Source organism: Nocardia brasiliensis, from assembly GCF_011801125.1.
Classification (GTDB): domain Bacteria; phylum Actinomycetota; class Actinomycetes; order Mycobacteriales; family Mycobacteriaceae; genus Nocardia; species Nocardia brasiliensis_C.
Genome location: NZ_CP046171.1, coordinates 67,357 through 93,345 on the forward strand (window position 1 = coordinate 67,357; position 25,989 = coordinate 93,345).

Consider the following 25,989-nt stretch of genomic DNA (forward strand, 5'->3'; position numbering starts at 1 on the left):
GCGAATTCCGTTGACCACCTGCCCCTTTCGGGTGGGGGATTTCACGCGCACTCACGAAAGGGAGTACTGCTATGGCACTGAGCCGCAATCCGGACGCGGTCGCGATCTTCTCCGACGCCGCGGTGTACGTCGGTAAGACACTCACCCCGACCCGGCCCGCCACGATCGCCGATCCGTTCGATGTGACGTGGGACAACGCCGGGATTCTCAACGGCGACTCGGGCATCACGAACCCGCGCGAGTGGGACGTGACCGAGCACATGGGGTGGGGAATCGGCCTGTACCGCAAGGGCTACAAGAACTTCAAGGAATCGCGGGTGTGGACCTGCCTCGAGTCGAACAGCACGACTCGGCGTATCGCGCACCCCGGCTCGACCGCGACGAACATCGTCGTTCCTCGCCCCGGCCGGTTCATGCTCGCCTTCGAGTTCACGAACGATTTCGGCGTGCCCGAGCGGTGGTTCCCGGTGCGCCCGGCTCAGTGCTGGATTCCGAACCTCGACCGCAACGAATCGGACCCGACGAACTACGAGGTGACCTCGGACATTTTCGCCGACGGTTCGGGTCTGCTGTACGTGCGGCAGTACACGCCGGTCAACGAGGCGCAGCTCGTCACCGTCGAGAACGCCACCGACGGCACGTTCACGCTCGCGCTCGGCGACCTCGGCCCGACGGCCGCACTCGACCACGACATTGCCGTCGCCGCGCTTCAGGCGGCGCTAGAGGCGATCCTCGGCGCGGGCAACGTCACCGTTGGCGGCACCGTCGGCGCGTACGCGGTCACGCTGTCGGGCGTTTTCGCCGGCGAGCCGAATCCGCTGCTCACCGCGAACGGTTCGTCGCTGGTCGGTACCGGCGCCGCGGTCACCGTCGAGCCCGCCCCCTGAGACGCGGCCGGGCCCGGAATTCCATGGCGTGGTTCGCCGGGCCCGGTCGCACCCTCACGAGCCACGCCGAGTAGGGAGCCACGCCCATGCAGAAGCCAGCACACCCACCGACCAGCGGCTCGGGCATCTCGCCCCGGTCGGTCGTGCCGACCGAGCCCGAACTGCGCAAGGCGGCGGCCGAGCTCGGTCTCGCCGACGAGAACGGCAACTACGACCGGTCGCTGCGTAGTCGGCTCGCCGCGGCCGTCCAGCTCGCCAAGCGCGAGCAGGAGGAGGCCGCCGACCCGGCCGCGCAGTCGACCGCCCGGCAGCTCGCCCACTTTCAGGCCGACCTCATCGCCGCGGGCGTTCGCAGCGACGGCGCATTCGAGCCGCTGCTCGTCGAGGCCGCCCGTCATCTACTCCGGTCGCAAGGTCTGCGACTCGACGAACGAGAGGAAACCACGCCATCATGACCGCACCCCGCACGCCCCGCAAGGCACCCGCCAAGCGCGCCACCCCGTACAAGCCCGCCGGGGTCAAGCAGCCGCAGGACCACAAGCCGCCCGCGCAGCGTGAGGCCGACGGCGACGACGAGGTCACGGTCGAGTTCCGCGGCGAGAGCTTCACCGTGCCCGCCGACACCGACGATTGGCCGACGCTCGCACACCAGGCGCTCGGATCGAATCGCCATATCGACGGGATGGAAATCCTGCTCGGTCCGAAGCAGTGGCCGCGCCTGATCCGGCTGTGCCCCAAAAAGCGGGACTTCGAAGAGTTCTCGCAGATGCTCGCCGATGTCATGGGATTCGGCACCGCGGGAAACTGACCGCGCTGCTCGTCCTGCTCCGTGACCACGCGGGCGCCGTCGAGGCCCACTTACGGACTCTCGGCGTCCGCTACTCGGACCGGTGGCGCCGCGACGCGGACGGGCAGCGAAAGCTCACCCTGCGCGAAATCTGGGTGCTCATCCAATACGCGCGCCCCGACTCGCCGCTGATCCTCAAGGACGGCAAGGGCGCTCGCTGGACCGCTACCGACTATCTGCTGTCGGACGTGTGGACGGCGCTCACCGGCAAGCCACACCCGGCCCGGCCCCAGAGCGTCAAGCAGCAGGCCGCCACCGCGCAGCGCGCCGCGGCAGTGCGCCGCGTGCAACGCCAGTTCGCGGCACGCAATCGCCAGATAGCCGCCGCCCAGCGCCCGGCCGATCCCACCCCGCCCGAGGCACGCCAACCGCACCGACCCCGAGAGTGAGGTGAGCGCATGGCGCAGGACGTAATCGGCTATGCCGCACTGCAAGTGGTGCCATCCTTCGCGGGCACCGCAGGCAACCTCGCGGCCGGTCTGTCCGCGCCACTCGTCGCGGCCGGGCGCGAGGCCGGGCAGGCGACCGGCCGGGCGATCTCGGGCGGAATCGAGGCGGCGCAGGCCGCCGTCGAACGCGCGTCCGAGGCGCTCAAAGTCGCGCGCGAGAAGCAAGCCGACTCGGTCGGCAAGGTGCGCGTTGCCGAGGAGAAGCTCGCCGAGCTGCGCGCCAAGGGCAACGCCAGCGCCTCGCAGCTCGCCCGCGCCGAGGAGGCACTCGCCACCGCGCAGCGCAACGCCGACCGCGCCGCGCGCGCCACACAGCGCGCCGTCCAGAACGTGAGCGATGCGCGCGCGGCGCTGGCGAACCACACCGACGACGCCGTCGAGAGCGAATCGCGATTCTCCCGCGCGCTCAACGGCGTGACCTCGCGGATGGGCCCGGCCGCCAAGGGAATGCTCGCGCTCGGCGCGGCCACCGCCGGTGTCGGCAGCGCCATGGATACCGTCTATGAGGCGATGTCGCGCGAGTCGTTGACAGACGTGCTCGCCGCCCAGCTCGGCGCCTCGCCCGAGCTCGCCGCCCAATACGGCAAGATCGCCGGTGACCTCTACAAGCAGGGCCTCGGCGAGAGCTTCGCCGATGTGAGCTCGGCCGTCGGCGCCGTACAGAGTGCCTTTCAGGCGCTCGGCGCGGAAGGCGAAGCGAGCATTGATCAGGTAACCGCTACGGCGCTGAATTTCCAAAAGGTATTCGGCAGCGACGTGCCCGAGTCGGTGCAGACCGCCTCGCAGCTCGTGACGAACGGGCTCGCGAAGGACAGCACCGAAGCGTTCGATCTGATGACGACCGCATTCCAGCGGGTCCCCGCCGCGATGCGGGATGAACTCCCGGAAATCATCAACGAATACGGGACGCACTTCCGAGGCTTGGGATTCAACGGGCAAGAGGCATTCACCCTGTTGGTCGACGCCGCCCAAAATGGAAAATGGGCGCTGGATAAGACGGGCGACGCGCTCAAAGAATTTACCTTGCGCGGCTCGGACATGTCCAAGGCATCGCAGGAGGCGTACGAGTCGATCGGGCTCGACGCGGCGGTAATGAGCGACGCCGTTGCCTCGGGCGGCGACGAGGCACAGGACGCGCTACAGCGGGTCGCGCAGGGACTACTCGGAATCGAGTCCCCGGCCGAGCGCGCGAATACTGCGGTTGCGCTATTCGGTACGCCGGTGGAAGACCTCGCCATCGACCAGATTCCGCAATTCCTCGAGGCGCTCGCGGGCGGCTCGGAATCGATGTCGGGATTCGCCGGGGCCGCGGGCGAAATGGGCGACACCGTCAACAACAACACTTCGGGTGCGCTCGAGCGGCTCAAGCGCGGCATTCAGGATGGGCTCGTGACCGGGCTCACCGAGTCCGCCGGATGGGTCGAGCAGAACAAGACTCTCGCGCTCATTTTCGCCGGCGTCCTCGGGACCGTCGTCGGCGCGATTACCGCGGTCAAGGTCGCCACCGTCGCATGGAACGCCGCGCAGACCATCGCCGCCGGTGCCACCAAGGCGTGGACCGCCGTGCAGTGGCTATGGAACGCCGCCATGTCGGCGAACCCGCTCGGCCTGATCGTGATCGCTATCGCCGCGCTCGTCGCCGGAATCGTCGTCGCCTACAACAAGAGCGAGACTTTCCGAAACATCGTGCAGGGCGCCTTTTCCGCGATCGGCGCGGCGGCGTCCTGGCTCTGGGACACGATCCTTAAGCCGTACGTCGATTGGTTCGTCGGCAATTTGCAGACGGCGGGCAATGTCGCATCCTGGCTGTACACGAACGCCGTCAAGCCAGCGTTCGACGGGATCGGCGCCGCCGCCTCGTGGCTCTGGGATAACGCCCTCAAGCCCGCCATGACTGGAATCGTGACCGGTCTCGGCTGGGTGAACGACAAGGCGACCGAAGTAAGAGAATGGATCGTCGGCAAATTCACTGAGGTAATCGACCATTTCCAGAATTTGCCTGGCAGTATGCGGTCGGCCGTGTCCGGGCTATTCGACCCGATCCGGGACAGCTTCAAGACCGCCCTTAATTGGCTGATCGAGAAGTGGAACAATTTCCGGCTGAGTTTCGATTTCAATATTCCGGTTGTAAACAAGCACGTGCAATTCGCGATCGATACCCCGGACCTACCGCTGTTCAACCGCGGCGGCGTCGTGTCCGGGCCCGGCACCGGTACGAGCGATTCCATTCTCGCCATGGTGAGCGACGGCGAGTTCATCGTGCGCGCCCAGTACGCCAAGCGGTACCGGTCGCTGCTCGAGTCGATCAACGCCGGGACGCTGCCCGGCTACGCCGGGGGCGGCCTCGTCGACATTCAGAACTGGGCGCGCGGCGAGGCGGGCAAGCCGTACCAGTACGGCGGCACGGGCAACCCGTCGTGGGACTGCTCGGCGTTCGTCGGCGGGGCATGGGCGATTGCCACCGGCAAGGAACCGAATCGGCGGTACTTCAACACCGAATCCGACTTCCCCTCGTTCGGATTCGTCGAGGGCCTCGGCGGTCCGAACGACCTGTCGATCGGCGTCATGCGCGGCGGCGGCGGTCCGAACTCTCACATGGCGATGACCATCGGCGATCTCAACGCCGAGTCGTCCGGATCGGACGGCGTCGAGGTCGGGTCCCGCGCGCAGGGCGCCGCCGATTTCCCGCTGCAATGGCATTTCCCGCTCGGCGGCAACCCGCTCGACGGCGCGCTCGACGGCTCGACCGGCGGCGGACTCGGCTCGGGCGGCACCGGCGGCTCGTCGAGCAGCAGCACGGGCGACGGCACCTCGGGCAGCAGCACCCGCCCCGCGGGCAATGCCACGCCGGTGTGGGTCGACAACTGGCCGAGCAACCTCGGCAGCAGCAGCTCGTCGACGACCGGCGCCAGCTCGACCGGCGGCGACAGCAGCTCGACGGCGTACACGCCCGACGACGGCGGCACGTCCGACCAGTTCGACCAGGCCGCCGCGATCGAGGCCGCCTGGTCCAAGTTCACCGGCTCGATGGGCGACGCCGGAAACACCTTCCTGTCCGGGCAGAAATCGGCCGTCCCCGGGGTCGGCGGATACATCGACGGAACCGAGAAGCAAGTGAGCAACGTGCAGATTGTCGTCGCCGACGTATACGAGGCGATGAACGCCTACAGCCGTGAGCAGAAGCGCCAGACGGTGGGCAAGTAGCCATGGGCGTGCACGCCACTGTCGAGCTGTTCGGGTGCGACGACTCGTATTTCTGCCTGTCGGGCGCGGACGCCGGCAATCAGAACGTCGTACTCGGCACGAACCCGCAGGGCCTCTACGACGCCCCGGTCAAGGTCGCCATGAAGCGCGGCGCGTTCGAGGTCGGCGGCAAACCGTCCAAGGTCGACCGCCCGTACCGCGAGCTCGACCTCGGTCTCGGCGCGTTCTCGATGGAGACCGACGAGGACAAGCGCGCCGAGGAGTGGGCCGAGGTCGATTCGCGGCTACGCGGCGCGTTCGACTACGAGCTCGATCCGTGGGACCCGGACGCGAAACCTGCCCGCCTCGCGATCACCACGGCGCGCAGCGGTACCCGCTGGCTCGATGTGCTGCTCATGGAATCGCCCATCATGGCGATGGACACCGACCCATGGGACTACGGGCACTCGCTACTGCCCGTCAAGCTCGTTGCGCCACAGCCGATGTGGTATCAGGACGACTGGACGGGCGACGATGAGCACCCGGCCGGATGGCAGATCGAGGGCGCCCCGTCCGGCGAGGGCGAGGTGTGGGTGTGCAACCCGACCGATCGGCCGATGGCGCATACGGTCGTCATCACCGGCAAGGGCCGTGCGCACATTCCCGATGTGTCATGGACCGGGCCGAAGGGCGCCCGCGTGATCGGCGTCGATTTCCGTTCGGGCCGTGACGATTCCGACCGCGCCCTCGTCACGATCCCCATCGGCGAGGTGCACGGGTCCGGCCTCGTCGCGCACGTCGACCGGATGCGTATCCCGTGGGAAGACTTCACCGGCACGAACGTAACCGGCCTGTTCGGTGGTAACCGCCTGCTCTACGTGATCCCGCCGTACACGCCGTGGACGGCGTTGCCGGTCGCCGCGTCCGAGATCACCTCGCCGACGTTCGGAATCCTGTTCAGGCAGCCGCGGCTCTGGTCGCGCCCGTGGGGCCTCGAGAGGTTCTGACATGGCCGCGATGACTGCTGACCTGCTCGCCGAGTGCGAGGCCATCTGGCAGGTCACCGAGCAACGCGAACGGCAGCGGGCCGCGCAGCGCCTCGAGCCGCCCGAGGTGGGCATCTACGACGGCGAGATGCGCCCGCAGGGGTGGCTCGACGCCGCATACCTCGGTGATTTCGAGTGGGTCGACAACGACACCGGCGCCGGAATCACAGAGATTCCGTGGGATCACTATCTAGCGCAATGGATGTGGGACGAGCACGGCCGAATCCAGCGCGGCGAAAAGCGCGTCGTCGTGATCGTCGTCGAGTGCCGCAACGGCGCGAGGTGGTCGGGCCGCCTCGAATCCGTCTCCGCCGAGAAGCGCGAAGATGGCTCGAAAGTGCTTGTGGTCGAATGGCTTTCGGATTACGAGACGGTCAAGTGGTACACCGTTTGGTCGAACCCGTTTTTGCCCTCGATCCTGCAGTTTCCCCGGGTTTTCATGCTGGCCGGGGGCGCCCGGTGGAGCCTGCTTACCGCCCTGCACCTGCAGGTCATGCGGGAACAACAGAACTGGTGGAACCTCCCCGACGACCCGCTCGACCCTGGCTCATGGGTACCGGCCGACGTGTCGCAGTGGTCGGTCGTCGTCAAGCCGCACTCGTTCTCCGACGACCTCGCCGACGGCATCCTGTGGTGCCTGCTCTCGTCGCGGTTCAAGAACTGGCACAACATCGCCACACCCATTCTGAATGACGCCGAGCTGTCGCTCACCTGGCGTCGGTACATGCCCGACCTCGGCGACGAGCAGCCCATACCCGGCATGACGCTGCGGCCCGGCGCTCTCGTCATCGACATAGTCGACAAGAGCGGGTACTACAACCAGGGCACGAGCAACGGCGGCACGTTGTGGGACGGGTTGATTCGCACCGTCGCGTCGTTCGCCGCTCCCTTCATTGACCCGGTCGTGCAAGAAGTCGCCGACATCGACGAGCCGACATACAAGATCCCCGACCTACTCGGCACCTCCAAGACCACGCCGTACGTGGTGTGGCTCGAGGGCGAAGAGACCGGCATCCAGTCGAGCAAAAACAAGCGGTGGCCGTCTAAGGGTAAGCAGGTCGTCGTCGGCGGCCACAGCGCCTACGGCGTGAACGAGGCCATCTCAGCAGCCGTACAGCTATCGTTCGATCTCCTCAGTGCCGCATTGTTCATTCCGGCCGTTGGGGGTAGCGCTGATGCCCTGCTTGCGCCCCTCTACACCGACACTGTGCTTAGCTGGATGAACGTTAAGTCATTGGCGCGCAGTACAACTGACGGCTGGGCGGGCTATTTCGAGTACTTCCAAGATGGCGCCGACAGGGCGTTCACGATCGAGTCTCTACTCGTGCTCCGGGCCGGTTTCTGGGCCACTCGAACCAAGTTCGCCGCCGAGGTAAATGTCGCTGATGGTTCGCCATGGGTGATCGGCGACCAGGGCAAGGGGCACTGCTGGCTCGGCGACCGCGTCGGTTTCGGCATCCTCGGCGACCGCACCGGCCGAATTCACGTCGACCGCATCACATCAATCCGGTTGCGCTACAGCGACTCCGAGCCGCTGTCATGGATTCCCGTAATCGGCGACAACGCCGACGACAAGGACCCCGCGGTGCGCGCAATCGAGAAGCTCGAGGGCGTGTTCTCCGCGTTGCACGACCTCGGCGTTTTCGGCTGATCCACCAACCACGCCAGCAAGTTAGGAGGCCCGCCGTGTCGCAGGCACAGCTCGTCTACTTCCAAGTTCCGGCCGCCCCGCCCGCCCCGCCCGGCCCGTGTCGGCCGTACGTCGAGTTGCGCTCGGCGGTCCCGCCGCCGGTCTCGGCCGCCGCGCGGTGTCTCGTCGGCGAGGTCGCGCAGTTCGACGAGTGCGAGGACGACGTCGACCCGTACTCGCAGGTCCCGGTGCGCTACCGCGGGCGCGTCATGGCCGCGCCCCTGCACGCGATTCGGCCGGTCCTGTGAGCGACATCGAGGACGCGCCCCCGCAGGCACCCGGCGCCGAACTGCCGACCCCGCAGCGCCGCGCGTGCACCGTGTGCGGAACTCGCCGATGCCCGTGCGAGTGGTGCCACATCGCATGTGGAATCGACCACTCGCCGCGGTTGCCGGCGAACTCGTTTCCGACCGTCGACAACTGCAATCCCGAGTGCCCGGCCGAGGCATTCTTGCCGTTCCTCGTGGGCCTGCCCGGGATGCGCGGCGCATCCATGGCCGTACCAATCTCAGGCCTGAAATCGTGGTCGGTTCGCCTGTGGAACGGCGGCGCCCGCCGCGTCGCTGAACAGCGCGAGTTCTACTGGCCGCCTCGACAGGGCGAGATAAACCCCCTGTTCGCCGCGGGCGAGTGGAAGGACGAGCCGCCGCCAGCCGACTGGACAACCGAAGTCGACGCGCAGGCGCTCGCGAACGTGATGCAAGCCGAGCTCAGTCGCCAGCTCGAACAGCGCGAGGCCGCCGCCGAGGTCGCCCGCCCGGCCGAGGTCGCCCGCGGTTACGTCACCCGCATAACCCGATTCGACCCGACCGAACACACGGTTACCGAGGTGCTCGCCCACCTACGCACCGCGAGCGCGGCCGAGGTGCATCGCGTGATCGGCATCGAGGCCGAGACCAGCAAGCGCGCCGGAATCCTCAAGCGCTACAAGGAGAGTGGACAGTGACCGAACGCATCCTTGACCACACGTACAGCCCCCAGGAAACGGGCTATTGGTGCGGCCCGGCCGCGACGCAGATCGCGCTCACCGCGCTAGGCATCGACGTGGCCGAGCAGCAGCTCGCCGACGAGCTCGGTACCGACACGGACGGTACCGACTGGATCGGACAGATAACCGCGGTGCTCTCCCGGCGCAGCGGACAGCCATACGTCACGGTCGAGATTCCGAACGACCCGCCCACCGACGGGCAGCGCGCCCGATTGTGGGACGACATCGTAGGCAGCATCGACGGCGGTAACGCCGTGGTCGCGAACATCGTCGCCCCGCCCGGCAACCAACCGCCCGGATATCCGTCGAATCAGACGATTTGGCACTACTTTGCCATTGTCGGATACGACGACCACACGCGCGCCGTCTACGTTGCCGACCCCGCGCGGTTCGGCGGCCTCGAGCACTACTGGCTCTCACTCGGCAAGCTGGCGAGCCTCATCACGCCCAAGGGCTACGCCGCCGCGCCGACCGCGTCCGCCGACGCCGAGGTGTGGCGCGACAACCTCGTGCAGATGCTCGGCCCGGGCGGTGCCCAATGACGGTATGGGGCGTCGATATCTCGTCGTGGCAGGCCGGTATCCGGCTCGACCGCGTCGCCGCCGAGGGATTCTCTGCCGTCATCGCCAAGGCCACGCAGGGCGACTACTACGCGAGCCCCGAGTACGCGCGGCAGAAGCTCGACGCGCTCGGCAACCGGTTGCGGTTCATGGCGTACCACTACGTCGACGGCAACACGGGCGCGGTCGAGCAGGTCGACCAGTACGAGCGCGTCGAGCCCGACCGGCGCGTGCCCGTGATGCTCGACCACGAGGACAACTCGGGCGGCGCTGACGTGCTGCGCGACGTGCACGCCGAGTTCGTGCGCCGCGGCTACGCCGTCGCGCTGATCTACATTCCGCGCTGGTACTGGGACCGCATCGGCCGCCCCGACCTATCCGGCCTGCCGCCGATCATGGCGAGCAGCTACGGCAGCGACCAGCCCGGCTACGCCTCGTCGCTGTACCCCGGCGACGGTTCGCCCGGATGGGCGCCCTACGGCGGCAACGACGTCGCCGTACTCCAGTTCACACAACGTGCCCGCGTCGCCGGTCTGCTGATCGACGCATGGGCGTATCGCGGCACCCCCGCCGCCCTCAACGCGCTGTTCAGCGCAGGAAGTGAGGCCCCCGCCATGAGCGAGGCGAAGGACGTACAGACTCAGCTCCGCGGCCCCGACCTGAACGGATGGCCGCAGCTCGGTGACAAGACGCTCGTCGACGCGGTCGCCGATATGCGAGACCAGCTCGGCGGCCCCGACCACAATTTCGGCGGGTGGCCGCAGCTCGGCGGCCGCACGCTCGTCGATGCCGTCGCGGCGATCGGCGAGCACCTCGGCCTGCCCGGATTCGCTGCGCCTAAGGCGAAGTGATGGGGCGCCACTCGGCGCCGGACGCGCCGACGCAGGTTCGGTTCCCGTGGCGCGCAGTCACTCGCTCTGTGTTTCAGGCGGGCGTCGGTATCGCCGCCGCTATGCCGGTGATCGTCGAGTCGTCGGGCCTGTCCTCGACCGCATGGGGCGTCGGAACGGCGATCGGCGTCTCGGCGGCCGTCACGCGCGTGATGGCTATCCCCGCGGTGAATCTGGCGCTCGCGCAGTGGGCACCGTGGTTGGCCGCCGAGCCGAGGCAGTGACCGCTCATGACCTACGCAGCAGGAGGCGATGACGTGCTGAGCGAGATGATCGTCGCCGCGGGCGGCGCGCTAGGTGTGGGCGGACTTGGCGGTGCGCTGGTCGGCGCGATCGTCGGCCGTCGCGGTCGCAAGGTCGACGCCCTCGAGAAGATAGAGGGCATCGCGACCCGGCTCGCCGACAAGGCCACCGAGGCGGCCGACAAGCGGGTCGAGCAGGTCGAGGCGAAACTGTCGGCCTACGAACAGCGCGACCACGAGCGCGAACAGGCACGGCGCGTGGCGTCGATGCTGCACACGCAATGGGACATGGCAATCGCCGAGCAGGTACGTGCGCTCGGCGGCACGGTCCCGCCGCCCCCGCCGCTCGAGGTGGTGTGACGTGACACAGCCCGACGGCGCCGATCCGAACGGCGCGCTTAACCCCACGAAACCCGGCGCGTTCGGCGAGTTCCAGAGCCTCACCGAGGCCGACATTTTCGACAAGCAGAAGGCGCCGATTGTCGGCACCGGCGGCTCGGCTCGCAAGGCGCAGCTCGACCTCGCCGCGGCCGACGGCAACGTGATCCCCTCCGGTACGGGTCTCTGGCAGACGTTCACTCGCAACGCCGACGCCACGTTTCCCCGGATCATGCTCGAGCCACAGCTCGACAGCAGTACCGGGTTCGACGGTAGTAGCGGGGGCAGTCACTCGCACTCGATGTCAGCGAATCGCCCGCCCGACTATCGGCCTGCGGGCAACGGCGCGAATCTCATAGAACTCGGATTCATCGAGTGCACGAAAGACCGCCGGTACGAACGGGTTACGTTCGGCACCGGTAACAGCGTGACGCTGCTCGGCATCACGGCTATGTACGTGTGTGCCTACCTCATGTCGCCCTCAACCGGCGAGCTCGCCCTCATGGCAGCCACCGGCAACATCACCACGAGCGTTGGCGACACGAACACTGAGTACACGTTCGATCTACCCGCACCGATCGACGCGCTTAAGGCTGAGGTCTGGGCCGTCGGCGTGTTGCAGGTGACCAGCGTTACGCAAACGTGCAAAAGCATCCTGGCTAAGCGGGTCTGGGCGATGAATGCCCCGTCAGGATTCCGTCCCGCCGCCCTCTACGCAACCGCCGGTCCCTACGTCTCGCCACCCGCGACGATCGCGTACTCGTCGCTCACGTTCGGCACCGCACGTGTGCCGTACTACGCACTCAGCTAGGAGGCCCCGAGATGCCGATCGGATGGCGCGCGATTCGCGACGATATCGAGCTCACCCGAGGCGATTTCATCGCCTCGCGCACACACCCCGGTGGGGCACTGCCGCCCGGCACGACGGCCGAAATCGTGTGGGGCACCAAGCCATCGCCGACTACGTGGACGGCGACGGTCGAGGGCGACACAGTGTCGTGGCTCGAGCAACAAGCCGCCGTCGCACTCATCCCGGCCGGGACTCCGTTCGTGATGTGGATTCATTACCCGAATGCCGAGACGAGCAGCACTGACGATTACGAATGGGTACGCGGCGTCGCGCGCAGGTAATCAGTTGAGAGACAAGGGGATTCAGTCATGACAGCAACGACGGCCGAGCGCAACGCTCACGCCGAGTTCTGGGCGTCGCGCGGCAACACGTTCTCCGCGCACACCGGCGACCCCGGCGCGGCGGGCACCGCGAATGAGGTGGTCGGCGGCGGGTACTCGCGCCAGACCACGACGTGGCCGGGCTCGGCGATCGACGGCACGATCACCGGGTCTCAGCTGACGTTTCCAGTTCCGGGCGGAACCAACGTGACCCACCTCGGCCGCTGGAACGGCAGCACTTATCTCGGCTCGATCGACTCGCCCGACGCCTCGGTGAGTCCCGCCGGCGAAATCAAGCCGACCCCGAGCTACACCTACTCAGGCGACTAAATGCGCTGGCCGGGTGCAGACGCGAAAGTCGCCGCGTTCCCGGGGCCGGACGCACGCGAGGCCCGGTTTCCCGGCCCCGACCGGCGCGGCATCCTGTGGCCGACTCCGCCGACGTTCGCGATCGTGCTCACGGCCGAAGCATTCGGCGTCGGGTCGGCGAGCGCGACGGTATCGGCCGTGTCGCGGCCGGTAGCCGCGGCGACCGGAGCGGGCATCGGCTCGGCGAGCGTCAGGACCGCACTCGCGATCACAGCACCGGCGGCCGGTAGCGGCGCGGCGACGGCGGCCTACCTTCCGTCCGAGGTCGCGGCGGCGGCGGCCGGTAGCGGTGCCGCGTCGGCGACCGTGCTACCGCAGGTCGCGGTCGCTGCCAGCGCGGCCGGTGCGGGCCTAGCCGCGGCCGCCGTTCGGCACGCGGCCATCGTTGAGGCCTCGGCCGTCGGGTCCGGTACCGCGGCGGCCTCGGTCACCACTCGCGTAGCGGTCCCGGCGGTGGCGGTCGGTAGCGGTGCCGCGTCGGCGACTGTTGTCGTCGGCTACCGGTACAGCGACAATTTCAACCGCGCCGACGCCGCCACGCTCGGCGCGGACTGGCGCGTCGACCGCAACGCTTCGCCGAAGATCGCGACGAACCGCGCGCAAATGAAGACCATGGCGAACGGCGACGGCCGCGCCGGTTGCTGGACGAGCTACCAAGGCGGCGGCGGCACACAGGGCGGACGATTCGCGACCGACAAGTACGGCGTCAAAATCCAATTCATAGCACCGACCGGCAACACGGCAACGGACAACTTCACCGGTGCCGTGCTCGCCGTCGCCGACACATTCGGCGCTGGCGTGATGTGCTATTTCGTCGCCAGCACCGGCCTAGGCTGCGCCATCTACACCCAGAGCGGAGCCCCGCCGACTGGGGGAGTCTCGACCGGGCAGACCGGGCAGACACAGCGGGCAGCCACCGCGACGAATGCCGCGCTGACCGACGTATTCGATTTCCGTCGCGAGCGCAACACGGGGAATACCGCAGATGTGTTCCGGCTCTACCGGAATGGGGACTACACGACGCCGTTCCTGTCGTGGGAGGACTCCGGCGGCGTGGTGAGCAGTGGCGCGACCAACCGCCGATGGGGGTTGGTCACCGAGGGTAACTACCCGTTGTTCCAATCCGAGTTCCGCGCGCCCGCAGTCGACGCGATCCTCGATGCCTACGACCTGTAGCCGGACTTGGAAACGACTGCGCCCCCACCGACTTGGCGGGGGCGCAGTCGTGTTCCGGGCTTAGCGACCGGTCGTCTGGTTGATGACGCAGCGGTCGACGGCCTGCACTACATCGTCGCCGGGGGAGACGCCGACGGCGTCACCCTTGGGGAACGTGGTGTTGTTTCGGGCGCCGCCGGTGCTCGCGTACACCTTGCCGTTCGCGATAACCCACACGTCCGAGCGCTCTTTCATCTTTCCCGTGCCGTCGACGATTGTCGCGCCGAGGTATGTTTTGCCGCCCTGGTCAATCACCGTGCCGTTTGTGAGCCGCCAACCAGCGTGCGTGAGCCCAGCCTGTACCAAATCGACCGCGCTGCCAGCTGCGGGCGCGCATCGTGGATCGGAGTCGTCACCACCGGACGCCGCCGGAGGTGCGGACGAAGTGCGCGGCGGCGGTGCGGTCGAGCTGCTCGCTGCGGGCCGCGCTGCCGGAGTATCGGAATCGGTGGAGCTACAACCTGCCATCGCCACTGCGGCGGCACATACCCCGAGTACAGCAATCGTTTTCATAAGGTCCCCTCATGACATCGGTCGAACCGCTACCCTGCTGCCGATCATGTCGCGCCCGAGACGATGATCGATACACGAAAGTGCCCGACTCGTCTGAGTGCGAGTCGGGCGCTTTCGTCATTCCGTGGTGTCAGTCGGGTATTCGACTGTCGTGCCGTCGAGTGACCGAACCCGGTAGTTGCCCGGTGCTGGAATCGGGGCGTCGAGGAACTTGACCAGCCGATTCGCAAACTCCTCGACGTCCACCCCCATCCGATACTGGAGTTCAAACGTCGGGATCGCGTCCGGGTCCGACAACACGGCGAGCACCAGGTGTTCCACCGAGACGTACCCGTCTGCCCGGTCCCTGGCAAGTTGCGCGGCAGAGGCCAGGACGGCGTGATAATCCTCGGTGAATCTGAGGCCGTCGGCAGTGGTCATCGGTCCATCCTCTCTCTACGAAGCGAGAATTTCATCCCACTCGTAATAGACGTTGCCCCACTGGTCTTTTCGGCTGCTACATGACCAATAGCGCCACGCGTGACCGTCCCAGGTCTTCACGCTCTGTTTGTGGTTCAACCTGGAACACGACAGGGCGGGCGTCCCGTCGGGTCGTGCCTCCGTTTCCACCGGACCGCCGAGACGGCATGGTGAGTTGGGGTTGTTCGAGTCGACGTGCCCGAACAGACACGGGCCGTGTGTAGCTGCTGGGGCCGCTTGTGCTGTGGTGACGAGTCCGGTAGACCCGGCGCCGAGGATGAGTGCGGCCGTGATGATCGCGGTACCGAACGGACGGACGATTTTTCGCATGATTTCCCCCAAGGAATCTAGGCGTCGAGCGGACACGATGTGTCCGCCTGCTCAGAACGCGCCGGGCAGCCGCGCTGCTGCTGGCGCAGGTAGATTTTCTTCCCGCCAGGTGGGAACGGCCATCGAAATTGCCTGGTGTGGCAGCCATTTGGCAGGCGGGCCTCGCGCACTCCACGTGGATGAGCGCGCCGTCGGCCGAGAAGCCCTCACCGCCGCACTGAGACAGGCGGATTCGCGGCACTGGCCTGAGCTCTGTGCATGCTCAGCCGTTTGGTTCGCCTTCACTCGAGCGTTTTGCGGCCGAGGCCGCCATAGATGACCAGCCGTGTCGCGGGCAGTTCGGTATCGAGAAACTCTTGCGCGGGCGCGACCCCGGGCGCGATCAGCTCGAACCCGTCCATCAGTGCGGAGATCTCCTCGGGTGAGCGGTAGACGACCTGCGCGGGGGTCGCCTCGGTGTCGGTTTGCGACTGGGTGATGAGATCGCGATGCGTCTCGTTCGAGCAGTGCGTGATCGCCAGGTGGCTGCCGGGTGCCATGGCGTAGCGGAACGCTGTAATGATTCCGGCGGGCTTCTCGTGGTCCATCACGTAGTGCAGGACGCCGATCATCAGCACCGCAACCGGCTCGCTGAAATCGATAAGCGACTCGGCTTCGAGCTGGTCGATGATCTCGTGTGGGCGGCGCGCGTCAGCCTGCATCACCGAGAGGCCGGGGGAGTTGGCAAGCAACGCGTCGCAGTGGGCGCGGACGACGGGGTCGTTATCGATATAGACGACTCGGGCCGACGGCTCGATTTTGCGTGCGACCTCGTGCACGTTGGGGGAGGTGGGGATGCCCGCGCCGAGGTCGATGAACTGCTTGACCCCCGCCCCAGCGGCCAATTCGACTGCACGGACCAGGAATTGGCGGATGAACCATGCCAGGGCCTTGGTGTCCGGGGCGATCGCGAGCATGCGATGGGCGACCTCACGGTCGACCTCGTAGTTGTCCTTACCGCCGAGCATGTAGTCGTAGATGCGCGCCGAGTTCGGCACCTTCGGGTCGAGCCCGGGCGTACGCTCCAATCCCGTCACCGACCTGCGATGGACAGGCAAGCCCGGACGGCGTCGACAACTTCGGTGCCGCGAGGCCGGAACCCGTTGATCGGTTCGAGTACCCACTCTCGATAGCTGATGAGTGGGTCGAACGGTGAGGGCAGCGGGACCTCGCCGCCGATCGGTACCACCGATACGTTGTGACGGGCCAGTTCCGCGAACAGAACGATGTCGTACGGGATGTCCGGGCACACGAGAAACGTCCATCGCTTCGAGCGCGGGTGCGAAATGACGGGCCCGGCTTGGCCGTTGGGCCGGGCCAGCAACCGCGCTTTGACCAATGCGCCGACACGGGCGGGCATCGTGACCGCGCCGACGCTCCCGACCGTGAACTCGAGCCGCGCGAACTCTGGCCGTACACGGGCAGGCAACCCGCAGGTGACCTGATAGAATCGGCGGCTCGATTCCAACGCAGCCGCACGATTCTCGATGGGAATCTCGGTGTTCGTCATGCCGGGTCACCCGCTCCCGGTCCTGGTTGCCGCCGATCGGAATCAGGTTCGACCATGCGGGCTTTCAGTTCGGCGACGCCATCCTCGGGCGGCAGCTCGGCGAGTGTTGCCCGGATCGTGCTGGTAATCCAGCCCGCCTGTTCCATCTCTACAAGCAAGGCAGCGATATCGTCGGCTGAGGGCGTGTTCGCCTCGTAGTACAGAACCTTGCCGGTGACCCCGTCGGCCTGTTCCGGTGGCGGTGGCCCGGCCGCAGAGAATTCAGCTACCTGCTCAGGTGTGCCGTGGCGCTCGAGGTAGTACCGCTGCGCGTAATAGCTCTGTTGCGGTGTCACTTCCAATGGTGACTGCTCGTCGTCCGAAGCCATCGCTTGCGTCTCCTGGTCGTTCGTCGGTTGCACAGCACCCGATGCCGGGGCGGCGCGCACACCACCTAGCGGTTCCAAACGAGTCGGCTTACAGGAGGAGGGGAAGCGCCTTCCATCCGGTGTCGGGGCCTACATCGAGAGTCGCGGACCAGCGAGTTCGATCCCAGACACAGAACCGCACGGAACCGATACGCTTCCGAAAGAGTGCATTGCGAGCACGAACAGGGGCGGCGATGATCGTCAACAGATGGACAGGCGTCGAGGTCACGGCGCTGCGTGAGGACGCATTGCGCCTGACAAAAGCGCAGTTCGGCGCAGATCTGGGTTACAGCGAGCCCACCGTGCGGAAGTGGGAAAAAGCGACACCGGATCGCCCCGTCCGCGGCGAATCCGCGAGTGCGCTGGACACAGCACTTGCACGACTGACCGACGAGCAGCGCGCCCGCTTCCGTGCTGCAATGGAGGGCGGGCCGGACCGCGCGCTTGCGGCGCCCGATCCGTCGATTGTGCTGGAGGACGAGGTGAAGCGGCGAGATTTCGGAATTGCGATCGGTGCCGCTCTCGCCGGATCGACTTCACCGCTGAGCCGTATCAGTACAGGTGACGCTCGGCGACTCATGGCACGTGTCTCCGAGTTGAACACTCGTGACCAAGCGATCGGAGGGGCCTCGCTCGTGCGCGAGGCAGTCGACAGGCTCGACCTGGCGAAGAGCCTTCTCGAAACCTGCACATTCGGCGAGTCGGCCGGCAAGGTCTTCATGAGTGCTGCGGGAAATCTTGCAGCACTTGCAGGGTGGCTTTCGTACGACGCCGATATGCATGCGCTCGCACTGCGTTGCTACGCTGATGCCTTCTCACTTGCGAACCAGGCTGGTGACGACGAACTGACTGTGCACGTCTGTCTCAATGCTGCGCACCAGTCGGTATGGCTGAGTCGTATCGGCAAGGGAAATCCACACAGGGCGCTCGGCCATGTTGCCCGCGCACGAGACCTCACCCGAGGCAATCCGCCGGGTCGGATTCATGCACTGATCGCGACGCGCGAAGCGCAGGCGTACGGCGTTCTGGGTGATCGATCTGGGTTCGCCAGGGCGGTCGCAACTGCCTGGCGAGAACTCGACTTCGCCCTCGAACATGAACCCGCCGACCAGTGCCCCGAGTGGCTTTCGTTCGTGTCACCCACAGAGGTTCGGTTTCATGAGATTCGCGGTTTCGGTGACCTTGGCATGTTCTCGCGCGCGGCTGACCTTTCGGCCGGGCTCGCACTTGCCCAAGCGGGCGCGCGGAACGCTGCGGTCTATCGGGCCGGGTGGGCGGCAGCCCTTGCCAACATCGGCGACGTTAGCGGTGCGGTGGACCAGGGGCTGACTGTCCTAGCTGACCTCGAAGATTCGGTGTCTTCTACACGCACATTGCGGGTGCTAGAACCAGTTCGGAAGGCCTTCCCTGTTGACTCGTCCAGTGAGTTTCCCGAACGATTCGACATATTGACGCGACAGGCGGCGACAACGTGACCACCGAGCGATCATCCTCGATCCTGCCGGGTGTCGAGTTTCAGCGGTACTCGGCCGAGCAGGCACGAGGTATCCGGGCCGAGGTTGAAGCCATTTTTCGAGGGTCTTACGTTGACGCCATCGAATCGGGCGAAGACTTCGAAACACCCGAGGCGTTCATGCAACGGTTCGATGCGTACACCGATCCCGGCCGCCAACCTGGATTCGAGTTGGCCGTCGCTCTGATCGAAGGCGAGCCAGGTGGTCAAGCGTGGGGTTGGCCGCTGCACGAGGGAACCGCCTGGTGGACTGGACTACATCTCGACGAGGGAGACCTCGCGGAGTTCACCGTAGAGGACGGGCACAGGACCTTCGCGCTGAGCGAGATCATGGTCCGCTCTGAGCTGACCGGCCGAGGGATCGCCCACGCTCTCCACGACGAATTACTCACTGGCCGTACTGAGTGCCGCGCAACCCTGCTGGTTCAGCCAGACAACGAGCGTGCATACACCACCTACCGCAAATGGGGCTGGTATCGAGTAGGCACGCTGCGGCCGAGCTGGCCAGCCGCACCGACCTTCGATGTCCTAATCCACGATCTCGGACCCGCCTAGCGCGTCGAGGCTCGGACAGTCGGCCCAGTAGGTACCCTGCATCCACTCGTGCCACCGTTGGCACTGGCTCAACAGGCCCTCGGCGGTGTAACCGTCGAATAGCGGAGTCCAGTCGACGCTGGCTCCCGGAGTTTCAGTCATGCAATGGTTCGACGCAACGCATTTCACCGTGGTTCCGGCGGCGGTGAGGTTGTCCGCACCCTGTCCGGGGGTCGTCCCGATCAGACCCGCGAGCGCGTGATGCGCGATCCGCGAAGTTGGACGCCACGAGGCGTTTCAGAACCTGGCCTACGACCGCTTGGGCGACGACAACCCAGCGACGCCACTTCTTGTCGCAGCCTGCCGTGTCCCAATAACTGTGAAGGTGTCGCCGTTCGGCAACGATCCCCAGCCGCCATCCACCTCACCGCGATCGAAAGCGTCGATAAGTGCGTTAGCGTCCTGGGCGAGGTGGTCGTGGCTGCACGGCGTGCCGTCGTTCACGTGTAACTCTGCGTCGCGCTCGGCGCTGCACACGAGGACCGCGCAAGCGTGCTGTGCGATTCGATCAGGGACTTCACTGGGACGCTGAGCCCATGGCAACAAGACTCCGCGAACATCTTCATCGAGTGACATACCGATCCTCCTAGCTAGACCGTCAGCTGACGATCTTGGTGCGACCTGAACCCTACTCTTAATGTGATTTGCGTCACCTCCTAATGTGATTTGCGTCACAAGAGCAGGTGGGGGGCTGTCCCATTAGGACCTGCCGCAGGTGGTCGTCGCCTAGGCGTGAAAGGAGCATCATTTGCCCCGGTTAGACGTGTGGACACGGTACACAGAATCGCGCTATCTTCGTGTTTCCACAGGCGTCGAGATGCTCTCAGATGTCCGGGGATGTGCCAATGACCTGCACTTTTGCTGATTCGCCCTAGTCGAACCGGCGGCGGCTAGGGGTTCAAGTCCCCCTTCGCCCACTTCACTCGTGCGAGGCCCATGCTCATGTAGAGCATGGGCCTTGCTCGTTTCGTAGTGTTTTGTGGGGGCGCTGCCCCCACGCCCCGCTCGGGGGGGCTTTGCCCCCCGAACCCCCCATTCCGGTTTTGTTTGCCTATCTGGGGATGCAGGGCTGGGGGCGGTTGCAGGAAACTGCGGGCTGGGGGCAGTTGTAGGAACTGTGGGCTGGGAGCGGTTGTAGGAACTGTGGGCTGGGAGCGGTTACAGGGAACCGTGGGCTGGGGTGGATGCAAGGTCACGAGCCGGGGCGATTACTTGGGTGGGCTGCGTGGTGGGGTTTGCGCTCGGGATTGAGCTCTGGTGCGGCTTTTCGGGCGATGAGAATTCCGGTGGTTCCTAAGAGCTCCTATCGGGTTCGATTGCTGAGTCGTCGCCAGCAGATCAGTGCTGCGGCGAGGTCGAGGAATCCGTGGTGGATGTCGGTGCGGCGTTCCCATCGGATGGCCAGTCGCCGGTACTGGTGCAGCAGGGCGAAAGTTTGCTCAACGATCCAGCGCCCGGCGGTGACCTTGTCGCGGGTGCCGCGGCGGGCGATGTAGCCGGTGATATGTCGTTGCCGCAGTTCGGCATACACGCTGGGATAGTCGTATCCCTTGTCGGCGATCAGGGTGGTGATCCGGCGCCGAGGTCGGCCCGCACGCCCACGCAGGGGGCGAACCCGATCGAGCAGTGTGGGCAACATCAGGTGATCGTTGACGTTGGCCGCAGACAACGTCAACGCGAGCGGGAATCCGTTCGCGCAGGTCAGGATGTGGTGCTTGGTCCCGGTCTTGGCGCGGTCGACCGGGCTCGGACCTGTTGCAGCGCCCCTTTTTTCGCCCGCACGTGCGAGCCGTCGACCATGACCCGGTCGAAGTCGATCAGCCTGGCGGCATGGGCGCGGGCGAGCACGGCCTGATGGATCTGCTCGAACACCCCGGCCGCTTGCCAGTCCCGCAACCTGCGCCAACAGGTCATCCCGGACCCGAACCCCAACTCCTGGGGCAGGTCCTCCCATCCGATCCCGGTGATCAGCACGAACAAGATCCCCTGCAGCACCAGACGGGAGTCCATCCGTGGCGGTCCCGGCGCCCCGGTCGGCTTCACCGGGAGTAGCGGTTCGATTACTGCCCACAACTCGTCATCCACGATCCATGGTGCTGCCACAGCGAAACATCCTGCACTGCAACATAACCCAACGCCACTCGAAGGAACCTGTTAGGAGCTCTAAGGCTGCTGGTGCCTTGATGGGTGGTAGGGGTAGATGACTCAGTCCGAACTCTTGGTCTGTATTCGGGTGTGATGTGACCGTTTTCGTCTTGTGATGGGGGCGTTTGCGTTCATTCTTATGGGGTCCGGTGGGTGGAAACGGGAAAGCTCGGGAGATTTTCGGCGAAACGCAATAATTCTTCGATTCATTGCACGTGGTTTCGTCGGGACGGCGCTATGCTCGCCGCGAAACTATCCCGCATCGGGTGTATCCCCAACGCCGTTCGTGGAACTCCCACTCCCATAAATGTTCTACTCTCCGACTGCGAAGGATCGCGTATGAATGTGCTCGGAACAGGGTCGCGGCGCCGATTAGTCATGACATTGGCGGCCACCGCCGCTCTGACCGTTCAGGTGGCGGCCGCCGGTTTCGCCGCGGCCGAACCGGAACCCGTTGGACAGCAAGGGCCTTACCCGGTGTACCCGCAGCTCCCGTTCCCGGTGCCGCCGGCGACACCATGGCACGACCATGGAATACTCGGCCGGTTCGAAGGCCACGATCCGTCGTTCTACTACCCGCCCGCCGACGTGGTTGCCTCGAAAGAGCCGGGCGAGATCATCGCCGCCCGGGAAATGGTGCCGTCGTTCTTCGCGCTGGTGCCGCTCGACGTGGACGCCTGGCAGCTGTCCTACCGCTCGACCAACTCACGCAACGAGCCCATCGCCGCGGTGACCACGGTGCTGAAACCGCGTGGCAGCAGGCCGGATCGGATGATCTCCTACCAGTTGCCGCAGGACTCGCTCGCCCCGCATTGCGCACCGTCGCAGACGGTGCAGCAGGCCAGTGTGCCGTCGAACTACCGCGGCACGGTGGGCCCGGACAGCGAAATGCTGATCCCGCTGTACGCGATTTCGCAGGGCTGGGCGGTTTCGCTGCCTGACCACGAAGGACCGGCGAATGCGTTCGGCGCGGGCCCGCTGGCCGGAATGGTGACCCTCGACGGCGTGCGCGCCGCGGAGAATTTCGCGCAGATGGCATTGGACCGGGGCGCGGACACCATGATCGGCTTGATCGGTAACTCCGGCGGCGCCATTGCCGCGGGTTGGGCCGCGGAATTGAAAGAGCAGTACGCGCCCGAACTCAACGTGGTCGGTGTCGCCGAGGGCGGCGTGCCCGCGGATATGACCGCGATGGTCGATCTGGCCAACAGTCAACTGGCCGCCGGGCTCATCTACTCCGGCGTGCTCGGTGTCGCCCGCGAATACCCCGAACTGCAGGAGTATTTCGACCAGCACATGAATCCGCTCGGCAAGGCGATGGTCGGGCCGCAGAGCAATATGTGCATGGGCTGGAACGCGACCACGATGTTCCCGTTCCTCAATATCAAGGGCCTGTTCGACAGCCCGGATATGACGCGTGAGCCGGTGCCCGCCGCGGTGCTGGAGAAGGTGCGGATGGGCAAGCACGTGCCCAAGATGCCGATGTTCATCTACCACGCCAACCCGGACTGGGTCGCGCCGGTCGGCCCGGTGAACAAGCTGGTGGACACCTATTGTTCGGATCCGAACGCGCGCGTCGAATACAACCGCACGCACGCCAACGAGGGCTACAGCCTCTTCGTCACCGCGCAGCCGCGGGTGATGTCGTGGATGAAGGATCGGTTCGACCGGGTGCCGGTGGCCAACGGCTGCGTCCGTAACGACGTCGCCGGGATCGCGCTGGAAGGCGAAGCGCTGCAAGAATTCGCCGCCGCCGTCGGCCCGCGTGCCGCGGAGCTGTCCGAGCGGGCGATCCGCGAGATCAACTGATAGACCGCACGAACGACAGGGCCTCGGATCGGTGGATCCGGGGCCCTGCGCGTGTCCGGGTCAGGCCGGCGTGGTCAGGACGCAGCGGGTGCCCCGATAGATGGTCGGCATGCAGCGGTTGCAGTGGGTGCACGGCGAGACCGCGTCCGTCTCGGCGCTCATCCGATTGACCAGGTCCGGGTCGTACAGCAGCGCCCGCGCCATCGCGACGTAGTCGAATCCGTCGGCCATCGCCAGATCGATGGACGCGCGCGAGGCGATGCCGCCGAGCAGCACCAGCGGCAGCGTGAGCTCGGCGCGGAAGCGGCGCGCCTCGTCCAAGAGATAGGCCTCGTGGAAGGGGTAGGTGCGCAGAAAGCGTCGACCCGCCAACCGGATTCCGGCCCGTTGCGGCTGCGGGAACTGGTCGGCGAACTCGCGCAGCGGCACGTCGCCGCGGAACAGATACATCGGATTGCGCAGCGAACTGCCGACGGTGAGCTCGAGCGCGTCGAGGTTGCCGTCCTGCGCGAGCCACCGCGCGACGGTCAGACTCTCCTCGCCGCGGAAGCCGCCGGGCACCCCGTCGTCCATGTTGAACTTCGCCAGCACCGCGATCTCGGCGCCGACCTCCTGCCGCACCGCCGCCGCGGTCTGCCTGGCCAGCCGCGCCCGATTGAGCAGGGTGCCGCCGTACTCGTCGCCGCGTTTGTTCAGCGCGGGACTGAGGAACGAGCTGATCAGATAGTTGTGCCCGAAATGCAGTTCCACGGCGTCGAAGCCGGATTCCACCGCCAGGCGCGCGGCACGGGCGTGCGCGGCGATGATCCTGCTGATGTCGGCCGCGCTCGCGGCGTGCGTGAGCCGCAGGCTGATCGGGCTGAACTGCCTGTTCGGCGCGAGCGCGGGCGCGCGGTTGGAGGCGGCGTTGGCGACCGGGCCCGCATGGCCGAGCTGCGCGGAGACCGCACCGCCCGCCTCGTGCACCGCGTCGGTGAGCCTGCGCAGGCCGGGCACCGCCTCGGGACGCATCCAGATCTGGTGCCGGTCGGTGCGGCCCTCCGGCGCGACCGCGCAGTACGCGACGGTGGTCAGGCCCGCGCCGCCCGCGGCGACCGCGCGGTGGAACTCGATGAGCTCGTCGGTGACCAGGGCGTCGGGCGTGCGTCCCTCGAACGTCGCGGCCTTGATGATCCGGTTACGGAGGCGAACGGGCCCGAGCTCGGCCGGTTGGAACGCGTCGTGCGGCATGGCCTCACACTAGAACGTGTTCCAGTCACGTGTCCGGGAAATGGGTTTTCGGAAGTGCCTTGACTGATAATGAGAACCTGTTCTAATTCATGACATGCGCAGATATGACGGCCGCCGCGTGGTGGTGACGGGAGCTGGATCCGGCATCGGGCAGGGCATCGCCCTGCGTCTGCTGGACGAGGGGGCGCAGCTGGTCGCCGCCGATGTGGACGAATCGGGCCTCGCGGCCACGGCGGAGAAGGCGGGCGAGGCGGCCGAGCGGTTGCACACCGTCGCGGTGAACGTCGCCGACCCGGAGTCGGTCCGCGTCGCGACCGCCGCGGCGCTCGATTTCCTCGGCGGACTCGACGTGCTGGTGAACGGGGCGGGCATCCTGCGCCCGGCGCGCACCCACGAGATGCCGCTCGAGGTCTGGAACCAGGTGCTCTCGGTGAACCTGACCGGCACCTTCCTGATGACCCAGGCCGCGCTGCCCGCGCTGCTCGAGACCGGGCACGGGGTGGTGGTGAACCTCTCCTCGACCGCGGCCTTCAGCGCCGCGCCCTATCTCGCGGCATACGCGGCGTCGAAGGGTGGCGTCAACGCCTTCACCCACGCCATCGCGCTGGAGTACGCCAAGCAGGGGCTGCGCGCGGTGAACATCGTGCCCGCGGGCATCACCAGCAACATCACCACGAAGTCCATCCTCGACCAGCCCGAGGGGTTCGATCACAAGCTGTTCGCCCGGATGACCGGCTGGCTCAACGGCGGCGCGCTCGGCAGCCCCGAGGACATCGCGGGCGTGGTGGCGATGGTGGCCTCCGACGACGGCCGCTATATGACCGGCACCGAGATCCGGATCGACGGCGGGGCTTTGATGTAAGGACCGGTCAGGGCGTGGCGATCAGCAGATGACGTGGCAGCGGTGGTGTCGTGGACCGCTGATGGTCGACGGTGCAGCCCGCCTGCTCCAGCGCGGCGATCACCTCGGCCACCGGGCGCAGCCGGAAGCCGTAGGGGGTGAACGGCAGCTTCGCCATGGCGTCCGGGTCGCCGATGTCGACGACGATCCGCCCGCCGGGTCGCACAACCCGGACGAGCTCGGCGCAGGCCGCGGCCAGATCCGCAACGAAGTAGATGGTGTTGACCGTGATCGCGCTGTCGAGGCTGTGGTCGGCGAGCGGCAGCGCGGTGAGCGAGCCCTCGGCCAGACACAGCCTGCCGCTGGTGATCTCGCGGGCGAAGGCGGACCTGGCGCGCGCCAGCATGTCCGGCGAGATCTCCACCCCGTGCACGGTGCCACTGTTGCCGATGCGCGCCAGCAGCAGCGAAAGCCCAGCGCCGCCGCCGAATCCGAGGTCGGCGGCGCACTGACCGGGGCGCACGGCGGCGGCCGCCACCGCGGCCGCGATCGCGCGCTTGTTGGCGCGGTTGAGGAGCACCGCGAACCCGCGCCCGAGCGGTCCGTGCGGATTGCCGAGCTGACCGGCCACCGCAGACAGGACGCGAGCCCGCACACCGTTCATGGCGCCATGGTATCCACGCGG

At 66.7% G+C, this 25,989-nt stretch carries 30 protein-coding genes; 21 read left to right on the forward strand and 9 right to left on the reverse strand.

Annotated elements, in window-relative coordinates; translation table 11 throughout:
- The first annotated feature begins 71 nt into the window (after positions 1–71).
- The 4 genes from F5X71_RS00385 to F5X71_RS00400 all read left to right on the forward strand — a co-directional run bounded on the left by F5X71_RS00385 (position 72) and on the right by F5X71_RS00400 (position 2,123).
- A complete protein-coding gene (locus F5X71_RS00385; RefSeq protein ID WP_167460147.1) occupies positions 72–887 on the forward strand; it encodes a hypothetical protein in 816 nt (271 codons plus the stop codon).
- A gap of 86 nt (positions 888–973) precedes the next feature.
- Positions 974–1,342, forward strand: coding sequence for a hypothetical protein (locus F5X71_RS00390; RefSeq protein WP_167460148.1), 369 nt, complete (start codon positions 974–976; stop codon positions 1,340–1,342).
- The gene (locus F5X71_RS00395) at positions 1,339–1,695 is read left to right on the forward strand and encodes a hypothetical protein (RefSeq protein WP_167460149.1); all 357 of its coding nucleotides are present in this window, start codon (positions 1,339–1,341) and stop codon (positions 1,693–1,695) included. The genes F5X71_RS00390 and F5X71_RS00395 overlap by 4 nt, the downstream gene beginning before the upstream one ends.
- Before the next feature lie 134 nt (positions 1,696–1,829).
- Entirely contained in the window at positions 1,830–2,123 is a 294-nt protein-coding gene (locus F5X71_RS00400; protein ID WP_167460150.1) for a hypothetical protein, read from the forward strand.
- A 29-nt stretch (positions 2,124–2,152) separates the two neighbouring features.
- Here F5X71_RS00400 and F5X71_RS00405 read toward each other — a convergent pair whose 3' ends face one another.
- On the reverse strand, positions 2,153–2,674 hold the full coding sequence (locus tag F5X71_RS00405; protein WP_167460151.1) for a hypothetical protein: 522 nt from the start codon (positions 2,672–2,674) through the stop codon (positions 2,153–2,155).
- On the opposite strand from F5X71_RS00405, the gene F5X71_RS00410 reads away from it, so the two are divergent.
- The 13 genes from F5X71_RS00410 (at position 2,631) to F5X71_RS00470 (ending at position 13,875) form a co-directional block, all read left to right on the forward strand.
- A complete protein-coding gene (locus F5X71_RS00410; protein WP_167460152.1) occupies positions 2,631–5,387 on the forward strand; it encodes a phage tail tape measure protein in 2,757 nt (918 codons plus the stop codon). The two genes, F5X71_RS00405 and F5X71_RS00410, sit on opposite strands and share 44 nt — an antisense overlap.
- Before the next feature lie 2 nt (positions 5,388–5,389).
- Entirely contained in the window at positions 5,390–6,373 is a 984-nt protein-coding gene (locus F5X71_RS00415) for a hypothetical protein (protein ID WP_238815648.1), read from the forward strand.
- Between the two features lies 1 nt (position 6,374).
- Positions 6,375–8,063 (forward strand): hypothetical protein, encoded by a 1,689-nt coding sequence (locus F5X71_RS00420; protein WP_167460154.1) that lies wholly within the window; start codon positions 6,375–6,377, stop codon positions 8,061–8,063.
- A 35-nt stretch (positions 8,064–8,098) separates the two neighbouring features.
- The gene (locus tag F5X71_RS00425; protein WP_167460155.1) at positions 8,099–8,350 is read left to right on the forward strand and encodes a hypothetical protein; all 252 of its coding nucleotides are present in this window, start codon (positions 8,099–8,101) and stop codon (positions 8,348–8,350) included.
- A gap of 71 nt (positions 8,351–8,421) precedes the next feature.
- Positions 8,422–9,048, forward strand: a complete 627-nt coding sequence (locus F5X71_RS00430) for a phage gene 29 protein family protein (RefSeq protein WP_275106816.1) — start codon at positions 8,422–8,424, stop codon at positions 9,046–9,048.
- Positions 9,045–9,632: a C39 family peptidase gene (locus F5X71_RS00435; protein ID WP_167460157.1), complete on the forward strand. Its 588-nt coding sequence runs from the start codon at positions 9,045–9,047 to the stop codon at positions 9,630–9,632. Before F5X71_RS00430 ends, F5X71_RS00435 begins: the two co-directional genes overlap by 4 nt.
- Entirely contained in the window at positions 9,629–10,501 is an 873-nt protein-coding gene (locus tag F5X71_RS00440; RefSeq protein WP_167460158.1) for a glycoside hydrolase family 25 protein, read from the forward strand. Before F5X71_RS00435 ends, F5X71_RS00440 begins: the two co-directional genes overlap by 4 nt.
- A gap of 68 nt (positions 10,502–10,569) precedes the next feature.
- Positions 10,570–10,764, forward strand: a complete 195-nt coding sequence (locus tag F5X71_RS00445) for a hypothetical protein (protein ID WP_167460159.1) — start codon at positions 10,570–10,572, stop codon at positions 10,762–10,764.
- Between the two features lie 6 nt (positions 10,765–10,770).
- Positions 10,771–11,142 (forward strand): hypothetical protein, encoded by a 372-nt coding sequence (locus F5X71_RS00450; RefSeq protein WP_167460160.1) that lies wholly within the window; start codon positions 10,771–10,773, stop codon positions 11,140–11,142.
- A 1-nt stretch (position 11,143) separates the two neighbouring features.
- A complete protein-coding gene (locus F5X71_RS00455) occupies positions 11,144–11,971 on the forward strand; it encodes a hypothetical protein (RefSeq protein ID WP_167460161.1) in 828 nt (275 codons plus the stop codon).
- Positions 11,972–11,982: 11 nt separating this feature from the next.
- Entirely contained in the window at positions 11,983–12,291 is a 309-nt protein-coding gene (locus tag F5X71_RS00460; RefSeq protein WP_167460162.1) for a DUF7264 domain-containing protein, read from the forward strand.
- Positions 12,292–12,318: 27 nt separating this feature from the next.
- The gene (locus F5X71_RS00465) at positions 12,319–12,660 is read left to right on the forward strand and encodes a phage tail fiber protein (RefSeq protein ID WP_167460163.1); all 342 of its coding nucleotides are present in this window, start codon (positions 12,319–12,321) and stop codon (positions 12,658–12,660) included.
- Entirely contained in the window at positions 12,661–13,875 is a 1,215-nt protein-coding gene (locus F5X71_RS00470) for a hypothetical protein (RefSeq protein WP_167460164.1), read from the forward strand.
- 60 nt (positions 13,876–13,935) lie between these two features.
- Here the strand turns inward: F5X71_RS00470 and F5X71_RS00475 are convergent, their stop codons facing one another.
- The 5 genes from F5X71_RS00475 to F5X71_RS00495 all read right to left on the reverse strand — a co-directional run bounded on the left by F5X71_RS00475 (position 13,936) and on the right by F5X71_RS00495 (position 17,133).
- On the reverse strand, positions 13,936–14,169 hold the full coding sequence (locus tag F5X71_RS00475; RefSeq protein ID WP_174816993.1) for a hypothetical protein: 234 nt from the start codon (positions 14,167–14,169) through the stop codon (positions 13,936–13,938).
- A gap of 375 nt (positions 14,170–14,544) precedes the next feature.
- Positions 14,545–14,847, reverse strand: coding sequence for a Clp protease N-terminal domain-containing protein (locus tag F5X71_RS00480; protein WP_167460165.1), 303 nt, complete (start codon positions 14,845–14,847; stop codon positions 14,545–14,547).
- Between the two features lie 650 nt (positions 14,848–15,497).
- Positions 15,498–16,292, reverse strand: coding sequence for an SAM-dependent methyltransferase (locus tag F5X71_RS00485; RefSeq protein ID WP_238815649.1), 795 nt, complete (start codon positions 16,290–16,292; stop codon positions 15,498–15,500).
- A complete protein-coding gene (locus F5X71_RS00490; RefSeq protein ID WP_167460166.1) occupies positions 16,289–16,765 on the reverse strand; it encodes a DNA-directed RNA polymerase subunit beta in 477 nt (158 codons plus the stop codon). Before F5X71_RS00490 ends, F5X71_RS00485 begins: the two co-directional genes overlap by 4 nt.
- On the reverse strand, positions 16,762–17,133 hold the full coding sequence (locus F5X71_RS00495; protein ID WP_167460167.1) for a hypothetical protein: 372 nt from the start codon (positions 17,131–17,133) through the stop codon (positions 16,762–16,764). Before F5X71_RS00495 ends, F5X71_RS00490 begins: the two co-directional genes overlap by 4 nt.
- Positions 17,134–17,366: 233 nt before the next feature.
- On the opposite strand from F5X71_RS00495, the gene F5X71_RS00500 reads away from it, so the two are divergent.
- Entirely contained in the window at positions 17,367–18,647 is a 1,281-nt protein-coding gene (locus F5X71_RS00500; protein ID WP_167460168.1) for a helix-turn-helix domain-containing protein, read from the forward strand.
- Positions 18,644–19,240, forward strand: a complete 597-nt coding sequence (locus F5X71_RS00505; RefSeq protein ID WP_238815650.1) for a GNAT family N-acetyltransferase — start codon at positions 18,644–18,646, stop codon at positions 19,238–19,240. Before F5X71_RS00500 ends, F5X71_RS00505 begins: the two co-directional genes overlap by 4 nt.
- 1,342 nt (positions 19,241–20,582) lie before the next feature.
- On the opposite strand, the gene F5X71_RS00510 is transcribed toward F5X71_RS00505, so the two are convergent.
- Positions 20,583–21,382 (reverse strand): IS5 family transposase gene (locus tag F5X71_RS00510; RefSeq protein ID WP_167460169.1). Its coding sequence is split into 2 segments (ribosomal slippage): positions 20,583–21,052 and positions 21,052–21,382, totalling 801 coding nucleotides; the frame shifts between segments, so codons are not numbered across the junction.
- A 420-nt stretch (positions 21,383–21,802) separates the two neighbouring features.
- Here F5X71_RS00510 and F5X71_RS00515 point away from each other — a divergent pair.
- On the forward strand, positions 21,803–23,233 hold the full coding sequence (locus F5X71_RS00515) for a lipase family protein (RefSeq protein ID WP_167460170.1): 1,431 nt from the start codon (positions 21,803–21,805) through the stop codon (positions 23,231–23,233).
- Between the two features lie 60 nt (positions 23,234–23,293).
- Here the strand turns inward: F5X71_RS00515 and F5X71_RS00520 are convergent, their stop codons facing one another.
- Entirely contained in the window at positions 23,294–24,463 is a 1,170-nt protein-coding gene (locus F5X71_RS00520) for an NADH:flavin oxidoreductase (protein ID WP_167460171.1), read from the reverse strand.
- A 94-nt stretch (positions 24,464–24,557) separates the two neighbouring features.
- On the opposite strand from F5X71_RS00520, the gene F5X71_RS00525 reads away from it, so the two are divergent.
- Positions 24,558–25,325: an SDR family NAD(P)-dependent oxidoreductase gene (locus F5X71_RS00525; protein ID WP_167460172.1), complete on the forward strand. Its 768-nt coding sequence runs from the start codon at positions 24,558–24,560 to the stop codon at positions 25,323–25,325.
- Positions 25,326–25,332: 7 nt separating this feature from the next.
- Here F5X71_RS00525 and F5X71_RS00530 read toward each other — a convergent pair whose 3' ends face one another.
- Positions 25,333–25,968: a class I SAM-dependent methyltransferase gene (locus tag F5X71_RS00530; protein WP_167460173.1), complete on the reverse strand. Its 636-nt coding sequence runs from the start codon at positions 25,966–25,968 to the stop codon at positions 25,333–25,335.
- Between the last annotated feature and the right edge of the window lie 21 nt (positions 25,969–25,989).

Bases quoted from the DNA above. Each gene is read 5' to 3' on its own strand.
- F5X71_RS00385 (WP_167460147.1), top strand. From the start codon at position 72: ATGGCACTGAGCCGCAATCCGGACGCGGTCGCGATCTTCTCCGACGCC.
- F5X71_RS00390 (WP_167460148.1), top strand. From the start codon at position 974: ATGCAGAAGCCAGCACACCCACCGACCAGCGGCTCGGGCATCTCGCCC.
- F5X71_RS00395 (WP_167460149.1), top strand. From the start codon at position 1,339: ATGACCGCACCCCGCACGCCCCGCAAGGCACCCGCCAAGCGCGCCACC.
- F5X71_RS00410 (WP_167460152.1), top strand. From the start codon at position 2,631: ATGCTCGCGCTCGGCGCGGCCACCGCCGGTGTCGGCAGCGCCATGGAT.
- F5X71_RS00405 (WP_167460151.1), bottom strand. From the start codon at position 2,674: ATGGCGCTGCCGACACCGGCGGTGGCCGCGCCGAGCGCGAGCATTCCC.
- F5X71_RS00415 (WP_238815648.1), top strand. From the start codon at position 5,390: ATGGGCGTGCACGCCACTGTCGAGCTGTTCGGGTGCGACGACTCGTAT.
- F5X71_RS00420 (WP_167460154.1), top strand. From the start codon at position 6,375: ATGGCCGCGATGACTGCTGACCTGCTCGCCGAGTGCGAGGCCATCTGG.
- F5X71_RS00440 (WP_167460158.1), top strand. From the start codon at position 9,629: ATGACGGTATGGGGCGTCGATATCTCGTCGTGGCAGGCCGGTATCCGG.
- F5X71_RS00450 (WP_167460160.1), top strand. From the start codon at position 10,771: ATGACCTACGCAGCAGGAGGCGATGACGTGCTGAGCGAGATGATCGTC.
- F5X71_RS00460 (WP_167460162.1), top strand. From the start codon at position 11,983: ATGCCGATCGGATGGCGCGCGATTCGCGACGATATCGAGCTCACCCGA.
- F5X71_RS00465 (WP_167460163.1), top strand. From the start codon at position 12,319: ATGACAGCAACGACGGCCGAGCGCAACGCTCACGCCGAGTTCTGGGCG.
- F5X71_RS00470 (WP_167460164.1), top strand. From the start codon at position 12,661: ATGCGCTGGCCGGGTGCAGACGCGAAAGTCGCCGCGTTCCCGGGGCCG.
- F5X71_RS00480 (WP_167460165.1), bottom strand. From the start codon at position 14,847: ATGACCACTGCCGACGGCCTCAGATTCACCGAGGATTATCACGCCGTC.
- F5X71_RS00490 (WP_167460166.1), bottom strand. From the start codon at position 16,765: ATGACGAACACCGAGATTCCCATCGAGAATCGTGCGGCTGCGTTGGAA.
- F5X71_RS00495 (WP_167460167.1), bottom strand. From the start codon at position 17,133: ATGGCTTCGGACGACGAGCAGTCACCATTGGAAGTGACACCGCAACAG.
- F5X71_RS00500 (WP_167460168.1), top strand. From the start codon at position 17,367: ATGATCGTCAACAGATGGACAGGCGTCGAGGTCACGGCGCTGCGTGAG.
- F5X71_RS00515 (WP_167460170.1), top strand. From the start codon at position 21,803: ATGACATTGGCGGCCACCGCCGCTCTGACCGTTCAGGTGGCGGCCGCC.
- F5X71_RS00520 (WP_167460171.1), bottom strand. From the start codon at position 24,463: ATGCCGCACGACGCGTTCCAACCGGCCGAGCTCGGGCCCGTTCGCCTC.
- F5X71_RS00525 (WP_167460172.1), top strand. From the start codon at position 24,558: ATGCGCAGATATGACGGCCGCCGCGTGGTGGTGACGGGAGCTGGATCC.
- F5X71_RS00530 (WP_167460173.1), bottom strand. From the start codon at position 25,968: ATGAACGGTGTGCGGGCTCGCGTCCTGTCTGCGGTGGCCGGTCAGCTC.